Source organism: Wenyingzhuangia sp. 2_MG-2023 (assembly GCF_030548295.1).
In the GTDB taxonomy this organism is placed as follows: domain Bacteria; phylum Bacteroidota; class Bacteroidia; order Flavobacteriales; family Flavobacteriaceae; genus Wenyingzhuangia.
The window spans coordinates 258,677-273,384 of the sequence record NZ_JAUOSB010000002.1 but is presented as its reverse complement, the minus strand read 5'-3'; the positions used below and the strand labels follow the sequence as shown (position 1 = coordinate 273,384).

The following is a 14,708-nucleotide window of genomic DNA, read 5'->3' as shown; positions in this document are numbered from 1 at the left end:
GCCCTATATTTTGGTTAATAAAATGCTTTTATAGGTTTTGGATACAGGGATATTGATATTGTTTTTTAAAATGATAAAATTATCAGCCACAACAAAACTTTTAATTTTTTGAATATTTATGATGTAAGAATTATGAACCCTTAAAAAAAGGTGATTGGGCAATAACTCTTCGATTTCTTTTATTTTTTTAGTTAAATAAAGTGTTTCTTTATTGGAAAGAAACACTTTAGAATAATTTCCGTCAGAAATAACATGACTAATTTCATTTGGCTCAAAAAACATCAATTTACCGTTGTTTTTAAAAGCTATTTTTTTAGGACTAGCAAGCTCATTAAGAGCAAGAAGTATAGAGCTTGCGTTTTTTTGAGAAGTTAAAAATTTTGAATTTATTTTTTCAACCGTAACAGCTAGTTCTTCGCTATTTATGGGTTTTAACAAATAATCTATAGCATTGTGTTTAAATGCTTTAATAGCATAATTGTTATAGGCGGTTGTTATTACAATGTCAAAGTTTTGAAGGTCTACTTCTTGTAGTAATTGAAACCCATTCATAAAAGGCATTTCAATATCTAAAAACACCAAATCAACAATGTTGTTGTTCAGGTAATTTAATGCTTCTTTGGCGTTAAGAAATGTTTTTAAAATGTGAATGGTTTTGTGTATTTCCAATTCAATCACAAGGTTTTCTATAGCGTTAGGCTCATCATCAATTACAATACATTTAATCATTTTTCTAAGATACCTTTTTTATGAGTGTATCGTAATATTCAATTATACACTTTATAGTGCCATCTATACAATATACTTTGCGGCTTTATATTTATAAAAATATTTTTATAGTCCTAATTAAATATAAAACTATGAAAACAAAATTACTTGTAATAATTATACTATTTATTAGTCAACAAAATTTTGCTCAATGGGCACAAGTTGGTAATGATATTGATGGGGATGCAGCCTATGATTATTCAGCGAATTCTGACCAATTGTCTATCTCTGGAGATGGAAGCATAGTGGCTATAAGTGCTCCTGATAATGATGTTAATGGAGGTACCTCTGGAAAAGTTAAGGTCTTTAAAAATGTTAATGATACATGGCAACAAATAGGCGGCGATTTAAACGGAGAGGCTATAGGAGATTATTTTGGGAGTGGAATAGACTTGTCTAAGAATGGAAATGTGCTTGCGGTTGGAATACCAGGTGCAGATGCTTTGGTGAATAATTCCGATAATGGAGAAATAAAAGTGTATATAAATTCAAATGACAGTTGGGTTCAGTTTGGAAGTACTATTAATGGTAATGGAATTGGTGGTAGTATTGGCTCTGATATAGCATTAAACGCAAACGGTTCTATTGTAGCAACCTGTCTGAGTAATACGATTAATATCTATTATTTTACAGGAGTTGATTGGAATTTAGCGCATGAAATTCATCTTAATGGTGAGAGGAATTTTTTAAATGGTGAATCTTTAGAGTTTAATGATGTTGGTGATGTTTTAATTGTTGGTAACAATCTGTATAATGGTGATAATGATGGAACAGAAGATGGAAGGGTAATGGTTTTTCAAAATATATCAGGAGTTTGGTCAATGAAAGGAAATTCAATCATAGGAGTTGATGAACAAGGTTATTTTGGATCTTCAGTTACAATAAGTGGTGATGGTAATATGATTGCTTTTGGTTCGCCGTATAGTGAGGTAGGTGGTAATATAGAAGCAGGTTTTGCTAGAGTTTATAAGTATGAATCTAATGATTGGGTACAGGTTGGTAATGATTTAACAGGTAAGGTTGAGAGTATAAATTTTGGGAGGTCTGTAAGTTTGAATACTGATGGTACAGCATTGGCTGTTGGTTCTAGTGGTAGGGGTGAGTTTGGTGCAAGTAGAGGAATTGCTCAAATTTATAATCTAGAAAATAACTCTTGGAATCAAATATCGTCAACAATTGTTGGAGAAGCTAGTAAAGATGATTTTGGGTCTTCTATTGCTTTAAGCGATAATGGTGCTATTGTTGCTGTTGGAGGTTCTTATAACGATGGAGGAGGTATTAATTCAGGTCATGTTAGGGTGTATAAAAATGATTTACTAACACTTTCTACAACAGAACATAACGTAGAAAAATTGGTGTTTGAGATTGTTAAAAGAAAGGTAGTTGCTAACCTAGAAAACGTTGAAATTCATGTGTTTAATGCATTAGGGCAACAAATAGCTAATGAAAACCTTAAAAAAGGAGTGTATATCTTGATGGCTAAAAATTCAGAAGGAAAAATACAGCGATCTAAAATAATTGTTAATTAACTTTTTTAGAATTATAAAAAAAACAGGGTTAGAACATTTTAAACCCTGTTTTTAAAACTTACACACTTTATGGCTTAGTGCCTAAGAGATGTTAGTGAGCATCTAACCAATTGTCTCCCATGTCAGTATCAACTACTAGAGGGACACTTAATTTATATGCATTTTCCATTTTAGAAACAATTAATGGTTTTAGCGTGTCAATTTCTTCTTTGTGCATGTCAAACACCAATTCATCATGTACTTGTAGCAACATTTTACTTTTGTAGTTTCCTTCTTCTAATGCTTGTTGAATGTCAATCATGGCTATTTTAATAATGTCGGCAGCAGTTCCTTGTATTGGAGCATTTACAGCATTTCGTTCATCAGCAGAACGAACAATAGCATTGGCAGAGTTGATGTTTTTTAAATATCTACGTCTGTCTAATAGTGTTTTTACATAGCCATTTTCTTTAGCAAAAGTTACCTGATTGGCCATGTATTTTTTTAAAGTAGGATACGTTTCGTAATAGGTATCTATCAATTCTTTAGATTCTTTTCTGCTCAAATTGGTTTGTTGGCTCAACCCAAAGGCAGAAACACCATATATAATTCCAAAATTCACCGTTTTGGCTTGACTACGTTGTTCACGGGTTACCTCTTCTAAAGGAACTCCAAAAACTTTGGCAGCAGTAGATTTGTGAATGTCATCTCCGTTTTGAAAAGAAGCTAGCATTTCAGGGTCTTTACTCAATTCAGCAATCAAACGCAATTCTATTTGAGAATAATCGGCAGCAAAAAGCACGTAATCTTCGTTTCTTTTGATGAATGCTTTACGAATTTGTTTTCCTCTTTCGGTTCGGATAGGAATGTTTTGTAAGTTTGGATTGTTAGAACTCAATCTACCTGTAGCAGCAGTTGCTTGACTGTAGGTGGTGTGTACTCTTTTTGTAATTGGGTGTACTTCGTTAGGTAGCGAATCTACATACGTATTTTTCAACTTTACCAATCCTCTATATTCTAATATTTTAGCAACTATTTCATGGTCTGTTGCCAATTTGCTTAAAATATCTTCTCCTGTAGCATACTGACCCGTTTTGGTTTTTTTTGGTTTTTCAATTAATTTCAAGTTTTCAAACAATACAATTCCTAATTGTTTAGGGGATGCAATGTTGAATTCTTCTCCAGCTAAGGAATGAATGTCTCTTTCTAAAGTTAATATGTCACTAGTAAGGTCTATAGATAGATTTTTTAAATAATCAACATCTAAATTGATTCCTTCTAATTCCATAGTAGCTAGTACTTTTAGTAAAGGGAGTTCAATGCGATCGTATAAGTTTTCAAGATTGTTCTGATTCAATTCTTTTCTAAATAAACTTTCTAATTGCAAACAAACATCAGATTGTTCACAACAATAAGGTGTGGTGATGTTCAAATCAACATCTACTAATTTTAACTTGTTTCTTCCTTTTCCAATCACGTTATCTTGATGTGTAACTTCGTATTTTAAATAAGTTTCAGACAGTACATCTAATTGGTGTCTCATGTCTGGATGCAACAAGTAATGAGCAAGACTAATGTCAAAAATAGGGCCTTTCAATTGAATGTTGTAATGAGCCAAATATTTGATATTGCTTTTTAGATCGTATGCAACCTTTTCAATGACTTCACTTTCAAAAAAAGGTCTCAAATCATTTAAAATTTCATTTTTATTTTCTGAAATAGGAATGTAGTAACCTGTGGTAGCTTCGTAAGAAAAACCAAACCCAATAATAGTGTCTACAAAATTTTCTCTTTCTGTAATTATTTCAAAAGCAACTTTGGTTTGTTTTGATAATTTTTTGATGAATAGTTGTCTTGCAATTGTAGTATTTAAATATTGATAAATAGGTTTATTGCTGGCAATGGTTTTGTATCCAAAAGAAGATGTAGTGGTGTTGGCATCGGGATTTCCAAACAAATCTAATTGACTGTCTGTTGTGTTGGCAGCCACAGTTTCTTTGGGAGCTTGTTGTGTAACTTCTGTAGAAGGAGTCATGTCAAATAATTTGTTGACCGCATCTGCAATTCTTCTAAATTCTAATTCTTGAAATATTTTGGTTGTTTGCTCTATATTAGGTTTGCATAAAGTGTAATCCTCTTCGTGATAGGTTACAGGGCAGTCTAAAATAATGGTTGCAAGTTGTTTGGATAATATTCCTAATTCTTTATTGTCTTCAATTTTTTCTTTCATTTTACCTTTTAGCTCATGAGTATTTGCCAAAAGGTTTTCCATAGAACCGTATTGTTTGATGAATTTTTTTGCTGTTTTGTCTCCAACTCCTGGAAGTCCAGGTATGTTGTCTGCAGCATCTCCCATCATTCCTAGGTAGTCAATTACTTGTAGCGGATTTTCTACCTCAAATTTTTCTTTTACTTTTTCTAAATCCCAGATTTCAATCCCGTTCCCCATTCGTGCGGGTTTGTACATAAAAATATTTTCAGAAACCAACTGAGCGTAATCTTTGTCTGGAGTTACCATATACACCTGACAACCTTCTTTTTCGGCTTGTTTGGCAATGGTTCCAATCAAGTCATCTGCTTCAAACCCTTCTTTTTCTATGATGGGGATATTCATAGCATTCAAAATTTCATGAATGTAAGGAATCGCTATTTTGATAGCTTCGGGTGTTTCTTGTCTGTTGGCTTTGTAAGCTTCAAAAGATTCTGTTCTAGAAACGGAGCCTCCTTTGTCAAAAGCAACGGCTAGCAATTCTGGTTTTTCTCTTTTGATAACGTCTAATAAAGAATTGGTAAAACCTAAAATAGCCGAAGTATCCATTCCTTTGGAGTTGATTCTTGGGTTTTTTATCAAAGCGTAATACCCTCTAAAAATTAAGGCAAATGCATCCAGTAAAAACAGTCTTTTTTGTGAAGCCATGAGTGAAATTTAATGTAGCGTAAATGTAGGCAAAAAGTGATGAAATTGAAACGAGCAGTGTTTGTTTTCGTTGGTTTTTGATCTTCTTTGTTAAGAAATCAGATGAAATACGTAAAAATATAGTTCTGTTTTTTTGTATAATTCGAAAAAAAGTTATATTGCATTGAAAAAGGAGTCATTACAAGAGAATAACAGTTTGATGTAGTGAATTTTAAAATAATTACATATGACTAAGTTTGGTGATTTGATCAAGGTTGACATTCCCGTTTTAATCGATTTTTATGCTCAATGGAGTGATGAAGAAGAAGAGCCGACTGGAATGGTTTTAAAAGACGTGGTTGCTGCTTTGGGAGACAAAGCAAAAGTCATTAAAATTGACATTCAGAAAAATGAAATTTTAGCCAGCGCTTTGAAGGTTAAGGCAAATCCTACTTTTGTGATCTACAAAAATGGAGAAATGAAATGGAGACATTCTGGAGAGCAAGATGCCAATACATTGATTAGTTTGGTACAGCAGTATGTTTAACCAATAGTTTTAAATTGATATCCTTTTTTGTGCAATTTAGCTAAGACCTTAGGGAGTGTTTCTTTTAGTCTAGGAAAAGCTTTTTTGCTGTCGTGAAAAACGATGATGCTTCCATTTTGTATATTTTTTAATACATTTTCAGTACATTCTTCAGTAGTTATTTTTGTGTCAAAATCAGCACTTAGTATTTCCCACATCACAATTTTATAGCCAAGAGTTCTCAGAGATTTGGATTGTTCTAAAGTGATTTTTCCATAAGGAGGTCTAAACAATTTAGAGCTAGTTTCTGGTATGAATTTTTCTGCTTTTAAAATATTATCAATGTATTTATTTGGTTTGCATCCCCATCCTTTTAGGTGGTTGAATGTATGATTGCCAATTTTGTGATGGCTGTCAAGCAAAAGTTTAAAAACATCAGGATGTTTTTGGATGTTGTCTCCAATACAAAAAAAAGTAGCTTTGGCGTTGTATTGTGCTAACAGTTGCACAACCCAAGGTGTTATTTCAGGAATTGGACCATCGTCAAATGTAAGGTATACTTCTTTACTAGTGGTGTTAAAAGCCCAAATCCATTTGTGAAAAATGGATTTGAGTAGTTTTGGAATTTTAATAGGATACGTTCTCATGGTGGAGATTAGTTCATCATATCTTCAAATAACTTGATATGTGCAATAAATTCATCTTCCACTTTTTTCTTGTATGTTTCGTCTTTTTCGTATTTATTAATATCGGCTGCTATGGTTTGATATAGTTTAAATTCAGTTTCAATTTCATCAAACAAATAATTGATGTTTGAACTGTTTAATTTGCTGAAATAAATTAATTTTTCTTGAAAAATATTGATGAGTACATCTGCTGCTTTTTGAGCTTTTTCAGGCTTATTAAGTAAGTAGTATTGCTCAGGAAAACCTAAACATACACCGTATTGCTCGTATTTTTCGATAGGCATTTTTTCGTAACTAAGGTCTAACATTTCTTCTGCCTTGTCTAGCTTTCCTTCGTTTATAAGAGCTTCTACCAATCTAGAAATATTATTTCTATAAGAAATAGAGTTTTTTCTAGATTCTGGGTCTAAATAAAAGTCTTCTCCGTGGTGACCAAAATCCCAGTTTTTAATTTGAGCGTAAAGTTTGTCAGTGTCAACTCTACCCATTCCTAAAATTCCGTATTTATTTTCGGTTTTTATAGGAACCAGTTGAAAAGCCAATCCGTCTAATTGCAAGTGATCTTTTAGCCATAAATATTCTTCGTCAGCATTAGATCCTCCTGTAAAATAAATAGGTCTTTCCCAGTTGTTGTTGGCTAAAATATCCAACATTAAAATTCTGTTTTTTGTCAAACCTCTATCGTCAACATCTAAATCCATATAGTCAACAATCAAATCAGCATCTTTTTGTTTTACAATTCCGTTTTTCAATACAGCTTGTTTGTCTACAGTCAATCTTAATTTGTTGGTAGGATAAAACTTCTCGTATTTTCCTTCAGAAATTTCAATGTATGTTTTTTTGTTAGAAACACTGATCCATTTCATAAAGTTGTGAATGTCCCATCGGTCTTTTACTTGTCCGGTATGGTAGGCTACGTCCAAAGTTCCAAATCGATATTGTTCGTGTGTTAATTGTGATGGAATAGGTGCGGCATCATAAGTTTTTCGCTTCATTTGATCAATGTACCAATCTGTAGCTAACAAACTTGTATTGATGATTTTAATGTCTGTTCTATAGCCTTCTACTTCTTGCATGTACCAAAGAGGAAAGGTGTCGTTATCACCAATAGTAAATAAGATGGCATTTTTATCACAGGAATCTAAATAGGCTTTTGCGTTAAAATAAGCAGTGTATTTGTTAGATCTGTCATGATCGTCCCAGTTTTGAGAAGCCATTAGAATAGGAGAGGCCAAAAGGCAAATAGTAGGAATGGCTACAGCAATTGCTTTGGATGATTTTAGGCTGTCTATTTTTTCAAAAATAGCATAAACTCCAAAACCGACCCACATGGCAAAAATGTAAAAAGATCCTACAATAGCATAATCTCGTTCTCTAGGCTCAAAAGGTCTAGGGTTGGTGTAAAATATAATTGCAAACCCTGTAAAAGCAAAGAACAATAATAGATTGTAAAAGTTTCTTTTGTCTTTGCTAGATTGGTAAAACAAACCAATCATACCTAATAAGAAAGGAATTCCGTAATATAAATTTCTTCCTTTGTTTTCTTTTACTTCGGTTGGTAAATTGTCTTGAGGAAGATCTAACATAAATTGGTCAAGTGGTTTGATTCCAGACAGCCAATTTCCGTTAAAAGGATCCATTCTCCCTTGTTCATCATTTTGTTTTCCGATAAAATTCCAAAACAAGTATCTAAAATACATGTACCCAAATTGGTATTTTACCATAAAGGTAATGTTTTGAGCAAATGTTGGTTTTTCTTGACTTTTAGAAGGGATTCCGGCAATGGATTTGTAATAAGGCTCAGAAGATGGCATTACCATTCTAGGAATAAAACCTTTGTGTTTGTCAGAGGTTTTTTCTCGTACTTTTTTGTAGTCGTTTACAATAATGTACTTACCACTCTCTTTGTCCATTTCATATTTTGGTTCTACATCTTCCATTATAGGTTCTCCATTAGCATCCAAAGCGGGTTGTCTGTCGTATTTAGAAGAGTAATAAGTATCGTAAAAAATATTAGAATCCCCGTACTGTTCACGATTGTAATACGCTAAAAGTTCTCTTGCGGATGAGGGATTATTTTCATTAATAGTTGTGTTTGTATTTGCTCTAATAGGAAGCATCAGCCAACAAGAAAAACCAATCATTACAAATAAGATGGATAAAAGAGCAGTGTTGGCTAAGTATTGTTTGTGATTTCTGGTGTAGTTCAATCCAAAATAAAAAGCAACAATAATAATAATTCCAGCAATGATTGTTCCTGTATGGAAAGGCAACCCTAAGTTGTTGATGAAAAACAACTCAGAAGCACTAAAGAATTTTAAGGTAAATGGAAAAAGGAACTTGAAGATAAAAATCAAGGTACCAATTGCAATCACATTGGCAATGATGAAATTTTTGATTGTGTATTTTTTATAATAATGGTTTAGGTAGATAAAAACGATAGAAGGAATTACCAAAAGAGATAAAATATGCACTCCAAAAGAAAGACCAATAACCAAAGAAATTAAAATCAACCATTTGTTTCCACGAGGTTCAGAAAAGGATTTTTCCCATTTCAAACCTAGCCAAAACAACAAAGCCATTAAAAAAGAAGACATGGCATACACTTCTGCTTCTACAGCACTAAACCAAAAACTATCAGAAAAAGTATATGTCAAACTTCCTACAAAAGCACTACCTAAAATAGCAATTCCTTTGTTTGTGGTTAGTTCGCTGTCTTTGATAGCTACTCTTTTGATCAGATTCGTCAAAGACCAAAACATGAATAGAATGGTAAAGGCACTTGCCAATCCAGACATAAAGTTTACCATATAAGCAACATTACTACTAGAACCGCTAAACATGGCAAAAAAGGCACCCAGCATTTGAAATAAAGGAGCACCTGGTGGGTGACCTACTTCTAGCTTCACAGAAGTTGAAATGTATTCCCCACAATCCCAAAAACTAACAGTGGGTTCTAAAGTAAGTGTGTACGTTATTAAAGAAGCGATAAAAACAATCCATCCAAGGATTATGTTCCATTTTTGATATGTGTTTTCTTTCATCTGAAGACTAAAGGCTAAATTTTAGTCACAAATTTAATTAAATATAAATGCTGTATGTCTAAATGGTTAAAAATGTTCTATGTTTTATGAGATTGTTATGGTGTTTTGTAAAGTAGTTTGTTGATATTCAATTGTTAGAAACAAACGTGTAAAAAAAAACGATTTTTTTTTGAAAAAAATTTTGCAGAATTGTAGATGTGCTGTATATTTGCAACCGCTAACGCACTGTCCCATGGTGTAATGGTAACACTCCGGTTTTTGGTACCGTCATTCAAGGTTCGAGTCCTTGTGGGACAACTTCAACCCCTTTTAATCGACTGATTATTAGGGGTTTTTCTTTTTAAACACTCTAACTTGCACAGTATCTGCACAGTAATACTTGCTTTAAAAAAAACAAAACAGGTAGTTGATTTTAATCAACTACCTGTTTTGTTTTAGTTTTTTTTTAAATTACACTTTGTAGAATACGTAAAATTGTTTTAAGTTGGCTTCTTTGTTGACCGTACACGGCAGCATTTTTTTTATTAATCTTACAACTTAAAAAATGAAATCAAAAAAAAATAATTCTTTAAAAAAAATAGAGGTAACCATTGTAGCTGTCGTAACTCCAGAAATGGAAATTTATGAAGAAAATAAAATACGTGCAAAGCTATATGAGAGCAGGCTATTGAAATCAAATAGAGTTAATCTTCTGACTTCATTTGATTAGAATGATACTCTGTTAACATTCTAAACGACATATTACCCTTAAACCTTTCGTAATTATCCATTATATATCCCAAAACTAGATTGTCTGGAATATTAGACAAAGCTTCTTTTATCTCTTTCAAACTCTCCTCTGCTTTAGCATCCAAAACACCAGGAGACTGTATGCTTTCTTTTTCTATTTGACTAATAACATCACTATATACTTCTTTTATTTTTTTCGCGGTGCTTCTATTAGGGAATCTATCCCCAGATTCCCATTTTTGAACACTAGGCACGGAAACATTTATTGACTCAGCAAACTCTCCTTGTGTCAACTTGGTCTTTAACCGTATTTTCTTTATTCCAATATTAGTAAAATCCATATTTTTTGTATTAGGGGGTTTAAAAAACTATACTAAAAAGTTGCAACACATACAAAATGTATGTATGTTTGCTTCCTATATGTACAAATATACATCAGCTATGTTTCCTATGCTAAAATTAAGAGAAGATTTAACAAAAAATAAACAATTGCTTATAGGTAAGAACTTGTTTATCAATGGTGTTGAGTACTTTACATTGAAAGATTTTGGAAATAAGATACTAGAATTCAATAAAGATCTATACCATACAGAAATAAGGTTGTCTCACTATCAAGAGCGTGATTCTTGGGAATCTGAGTCAATAAGCGGGCAACCAAAAGGATTTAAGGCATTATATGTTTATATCTACAAAAAAAGAAAAGCTTCTAAAACTAAAACATCCGACAGTGGTGCGGCTGCCTTTTATAAGGAGCACGGAACTAAAGGAGAATTTTAATAATACAAAAATAATATGAATTCAAAACTAAGCAACCTAAAAAGACTTTACTCGCAAATCGATAACAAAGGAGAATTCGTTCAGTTTGTTGCAGATGAATGTAAACTGTCTTACGGTCACGTACTTAATAGATGGTTTCAATCTAAATGGAAAATCCCAGAGGATCAACTTGATACTATGATTTCTTACGCTCAGAAATGGATTTTTAAGCAAACCGAACACAAAAGAAAAATACTACTAGAAACGGGGTTTTCTTTTAGTGAAAACGTAAATAATTAGAGCTTTTTCATAGCAATTTCCGTCCTGCTTAGGGGTAGGTGGGGCGGTTTTAAAACAAACACTTCAATTCAATGGATATAACAATAAAACTACCAGATGATTTTGCAGAAAAGGTTGCACAGAAGATAATTGAGCTTACAGAAGACTCAAAACCTGTAAGAACTAGACTTAAAATAAATAGAGATACAGATATTTCTATAGACTCTATAAAGCCTAATACATTTTATAATACTCAAGAAGCTTCGTGCCTTTTAGATAAAAGCCAAAGAACTATATCTAAGTATGTTTTAGACAACGTGTTGATTGGTACTAGAAACGGTAGATCTTGGTTAATTAAAGGAAGTGAAATTTTAAATTTTATAAACGGTGATGACGAATAAACTAAACAAGAAAGCTATTGGACTAGTAGCTAAAGGGTATACAGAATTAAACCCTACTACAGAATATAGACTTTGTAATGAGATTTTTATTGATTCTGAAAATAAGACTTTTTGGTTCACTACTAAAGAAACAGCAAAGCATACCAAGCAATTAGCAAACATTAAAACCTATTGTAAAAATGAGTAATAACAAAAACATGATTATAGCTACCGAAAGACAGGTAGATATTGCAAAAGCTTTTAAATACTCTATTGAGGAAGTTGCAGTAATTCAAAACACAGTCGCTAAAGGAACTAATGGAGTAGAACTGGGTTATTTCCTAAGCGTATGTAAATCTGTAGACCTTAATCCATTTAATAAGGAAATTTGGTGCTACAAAGACAATAAAAACAACATTATTATAATAACTGGACGTGACGGGTTTTTAACCAAAGCCCAAAGGTCACCACAGTATAATGGTATTAGAAGTTCTGAGGTTTGTGAGAAAGATGTTTTTAACCTAGATGTCGCCAACAACAAGATAACTCACAACATTACCGAATCAAGATCTAAAAGAGGAGCTATAATAGGAGCTTATGCTATTGCTTTTAGAAAAGACGGTGAACCAACAATTGAATGGGCTGATTTCGCTACTTACAACAAAGGTTCTTTCGTTTGGAAAAGTCATGATGCGGATATGATTAAAAAAGTAGCTGAATCACATGCGTTAAAAAAAGCGTTTGGTATGAGTAATCTACATTCTGAATATGACTTCAATACCTCTAGCGGTATAGCAGTTCCTGTAAACCAAGAGTCAACATCCAACGTAGATACAGGGCAGCAGAAAAAGGATGATTTAAGAGATAAGAAAACTATAGAAGTAACAGAAATGCCGTAATTATGAGTAGACAGAATCAATTTAGAAATCTAACTCCAGAGCAATCAGAAAATCACTTTAGTAATTTTCTGATAGATAGCTGTAGCTATTCAAAAGTAACCGCATTCGCTAGAAACGAAAAAGCTTTTGAAATGACATACATATATCGTATGCCTTTTAAAAGTTCCGCTTCAAACATAGCAGGTAAAGCCTATCACGAAGCATTGAAGTTTTATTTTGATGAAAAAAAATTAAACATAGATACAGATATTGTTGACTTACAAACAACAGCTTACAATTTCATAGAATCTGTACCCGCTAACGATTGGAAATTACAAGCAACCACCCCAACGATAGATAAATGTATAGAAAAAGCAACCAAAGATGTAAATGCTCTTTTATCATACTTTATTAAAGAAGTATCTATTTATGACTTTGTGGAAATTCTATACGTAGAAACCTACTTGAAGGAATTCTTAATTATCAACGGAGTTGATATCCCTATTCCTTTTTCTGGAATTATAGATTTAGTATTAAAAACAAGTGACGGAAAGATTGTTATTGTAGATCATAAATCTAAAAGCAAATATTCCAACGAAGACGAAATTGCTTTGTCGGTTGGTAAACAAGCAGTTACTTACTACAATTTACTATTTGAAGTATTTGGCATTAAGGCTGATGAAGTTTGGTTTGTTGAAAATAAAGCATCTAAAAACAGAGGTGGAGGACCTCAATTAGTGTGTTTTAAAATACCATTAGATAAAAACAACATCAAGTTATTTGAAGCATTATTGTACGAGCCATTAAGAAGAATGATACAAGCGGTTCAAGATCCAGACTACGTGTATTTAATGAATGAAGACGATAACTATGTAGACAAAGCTGAACTACATGCTTTTTGGGCTAAAACCATGATAGCTGAAGTTGATGATTTTATTGAAATTCCAGACGATAAAAAAGAGGTAATAGGGAAAAGACTTAAAAAAATTAGAGACTCTTCTATTACCAATGTATCTCCTACAGTAATTAAAAAATTCAGAGATCAAGCAAACAACTTTATACGATTTGATTTAAAAGACAAAAACATGACTAAAGAAGCAAAAATTGAATACCTATTAAAAACATTCAACACCTTAGTAGAAACAGCTCATAAAATAGAAGGATATGCTTATGACACCTTCTTACTAAGAACTTCTATGGGTACTAACATAGCAAGTGTTAAAAAATACAAATTAGACATCGCCAACGCTTTAGATGTTTCAAATGTTAGAATTCAATCAGATTTAGTAGTACACGAGAATGAATCTTTTGTAAGTATAGAAGTACCTAAAAAAAGAAATGCAGACCTGTTTTGGGATCCTAAATACCTATCGGAATACAAAATACCTATAGGACTAGATAATTTAGGAAACTTAATCTTTTGGGATTTAAAAAATCATTCAACACCTCATGTAATTACTTGTGGAGCCACTGGTTCTGGTAAATCAGCAGGTATATTTTCACAAATAGAATATATGTTGTTAGCAGGAATCAAAGACATTGTTATTCTTGATCCTAAAAACGAATTTTCTAAATACAAGAACACTCCAGGAATAGAAGTAATAGAAGACATAGAAGATATTGAAGCAATGATGGAATTGTTGGTTGATGAAATGAAAGAAAGAACTCAAAGCGGATATAAGAAATTTAAGGTTATCATTTTTGACGAGTTTGCCGATGCAGTTGCTAATTCCAAAAAAGGAAACGCTTTAAAAGTTTACGAAAATCAAATAGTAGGCGAGTATAAAAATGGTAAACCAAAATACAAAAGAGTTCATGTTGATACTAAAAAATCACTAGAAGAAAACTTGCAAGTTTTATTACAAAAAGGTAGATCACTAGGGTTTAGAATTCATGCAGCAACACAAAGAGCATCCGTAAAAGTTATTAATGGAGATGCCAAAGCAAACTTTCCTGTACAAATATGCTACAGAGTACCTAAAGAAGTAGATTCTAAAGTGGTTATAGACGAAGGTGGAGCAGAACTACTACAAGGTAGAGGTGACGGCTTAATTAAGTCACCAGAACTACTATCAGTAACCAGATTTCAATCATTCTTTAAACCAGAGTAACAAATGAAGACTTTTGTTTTTTACAACATCAACAACGCATTTATAAAAATTAGTATAGATGCCACAAGTATTGCCTACGCAAAGCACTTGCTTAAAGGTGCTGTAAAAGACATCAATCACTACAAACATATTAATTAATCCAAAAAC

General features: G+C 32.5%; 14 protein-coding genes and 1 tRNA gene. 10 read left to right on the top strand and 5 right to left on the bottom strand.

Translation table 11 applies throughout. From position 1 onward, the window contains the following. Positions 1-3: 3 nt before the first annotated feature. Positions 4-729 carry a LytTR family DNA-binding domain-containing protein gene (locus tag Q4548_RS04660; protein ID WP_303452050.1) on the bottom strand — a complete coding sequence of 242 codons (726 nt, stop codon included), beginning with the start codon at positions 727-729 and terminating at the stop codon, positions 4-6. A 131-nt stretch (positions 730-860) separates the two neighbouring features. Here Q4548_RS04660 and Q4548_RS04655 point away from each other — a divergent pair, with 131 nt between their 5' ends. Beyond that, a complete protein-coding gene (locus Q4548_RS04655) occupies positions 861-2,297 on the top strand; it encodes a hypothetical protein (protein WP_303452049.1) in 1,437 nt (478 codons plus the stop codon). 91 nt (positions 2,298-2,388) lie between these two features. Here the strand turns inward: Q4548_RS04655 and polA are convergent, their stop codons facing one another. Then, positions 2,389-5,193, bottom strand: a complete 2,805-nt coding sequence (polA, locus tag Q4548_RS04650; RefSeq protein WP_303452048.1) for a DNA polymerase I — start codon at positions 5,191-5,193, stop codon at positions 2,389-2,391. Positions 5,194-5,419: 226 nt separating this feature from the next. Between polA and Q4548_RS04645 the strand changes: the two genes are divergently transcribed. Continuing rightward, complete coding sequence (locus Q4548_RS04645; RefSeq protein WP_303452047.1) at positions 5,420-5,719, top strand: co-chaperone YbbN; 300 nt, start codon at positions 5,420-5,422, stop codon at positions 5,717-5,719. On the opposite strand, the gene Q4548_RS04640 is transcribed toward Q4548_RS04645, so the two are convergent. Together Q4548_RS04640 and Q4548_RS04635 are read right to left on the bottom strand one after the other, a co-directional pair. Further along, complete coding sequence (locus tag Q4548_RS04640; protein ID WP_303452045.1) at positions 5,716-6,345, bottom strand: polysaccharide deacetylase family protein; 630 nt, start codon at positions 6,343-6,345, stop codon at positions 5,716-5,718. The genes Q4548_RS04645 and Q4548_RS04640 overlap by 4 nt on opposite strands. Positions 6,346-6,353: 8 nt before the next feature. Continuing rightward, complete coding sequence (locus tag Q4548_RS04635; protein ID WP_303452043.1) at positions 6,354-9,428, bottom strand: DUF2723 domain-containing protein; 3,075 nt, start codon at positions 9,426-9,428, stop codon at positions 6,354-6,356. A gap of 226 nt (positions 9,429-9,654) precedes the next feature. Here Q4548_RS04635 and Q4548_RS04630 point away from each other — a divergent pair. Then, positions 9,655-9,725 (top strand) — tRNA-Gln (locus tag Q4548_RS04630). Positions 9,726-10,111: 386 nt separating this feature from the next. Here the strand turns inward: Q4548_RS04630 and Q4548_RS04625 are convergent. Further along, positions 10,112-10,498, bottom strand: coding sequence for a DNA-binding transcriptional regulator (locus Q4548_RS04625; protein ID WP_303452041.1), 387 nt, complete (start codon positions 10,496-10,498; stop codon positions 10,112-10,114). Between the two features lie 64 nt (positions 10,499-10,562). On the opposite strand from Q4548_RS04625, the gene Q4548_RS04620 reads away from it, so the two are divergent. The 7 genes from Q4548_RS04620 to Q4548_RS04590 all read left to right on the top strand — a co-directional run bounded on the left by Q4548_RS04620 (position 10,563) and on the right by Q4548_RS04590 (position 14,699). Then, the gene (locus tag Q4548_RS04620) at positions 10,563-10,934 is read left to right on the top strand and encodes a hypothetical protein (protein ID WP_303452039.1); all 372 of its coding nucleotides are present in this window, start codon (positions 10,563-10,565) and stop codon (positions 10,932-10,934) included. Between the two features lie 15 nt (positions 10,935-10,949). Continuing rightward, positions 10,950-11,213 (top strand): hypothetical protein, encoded by a 264-nt coding sequence (locus Q4548_RS04615; protein ID WP_303452037.1) that lies wholly within the window; start codon positions 10,950-10,952, stop codon positions 11,211-11,213. A 71-nt stretch (positions 11,214-11,284) separates the two neighbouring features. Beyond that, positions 11,285-11,593: a helix-turn-helix domain-containing protein gene (locus Q4548_RS04610; protein ID WP_303452035.1), complete on the top strand. Its 309-nt coding sequence runs from the start codon at positions 11,285-11,287 to the stop codon at positions 11,591-11,593. Beyond that, on the top strand, positions 11,583-11,780 hold the full coding sequence (locus Q4548_RS04605; protein ID WP_303452033.1) for a hypothetical protein: 198 nt from the start codon (positions 11,583-11,585) through the stop codon (positions 11,778-11,780). The genes Q4548_RS04610 and Q4548_RS04605 overlap by 11 nt, the downstream gene beginning before the upstream one ends. Then, a complete protein-coding gene (locus Q4548_RS04600; protein WP_303452031.1) occupies positions 11,773-12,471 on the top strand; it encodes a RecT family recombinase in 699 nt (232 codons plus the stop codon). The genes Q4548_RS04605 and Q4548_RS04600 overlap by 8 nt, the downstream gene beginning before the upstream one ends. Before the next feature lie 2 nt (positions 12,472-12,473). Continuing rightward, positions 12,474-14,561 (top strand): DNA translocase FtsK, encoded by a 2,088-nt coding sequence (locus tag Q4548_RS04595; protein WP_303452029.1) that lies wholly within the window; start codon positions 12,474-12,476, stop codon positions 14,559-14,561. A gap of 3 nt (positions 14,562-14,564) precedes the next feature. After that, entirely contained in the window at positions 14,565-14,699 is a 135-nt protein-coding gene (locus Q4548_RS04590; protein WP_303452027.1) for a hypothetical protein, read from the top strand. The last annotated feature ends 9 nt before the right edge of the window (positions 14,700-14,708 follow it).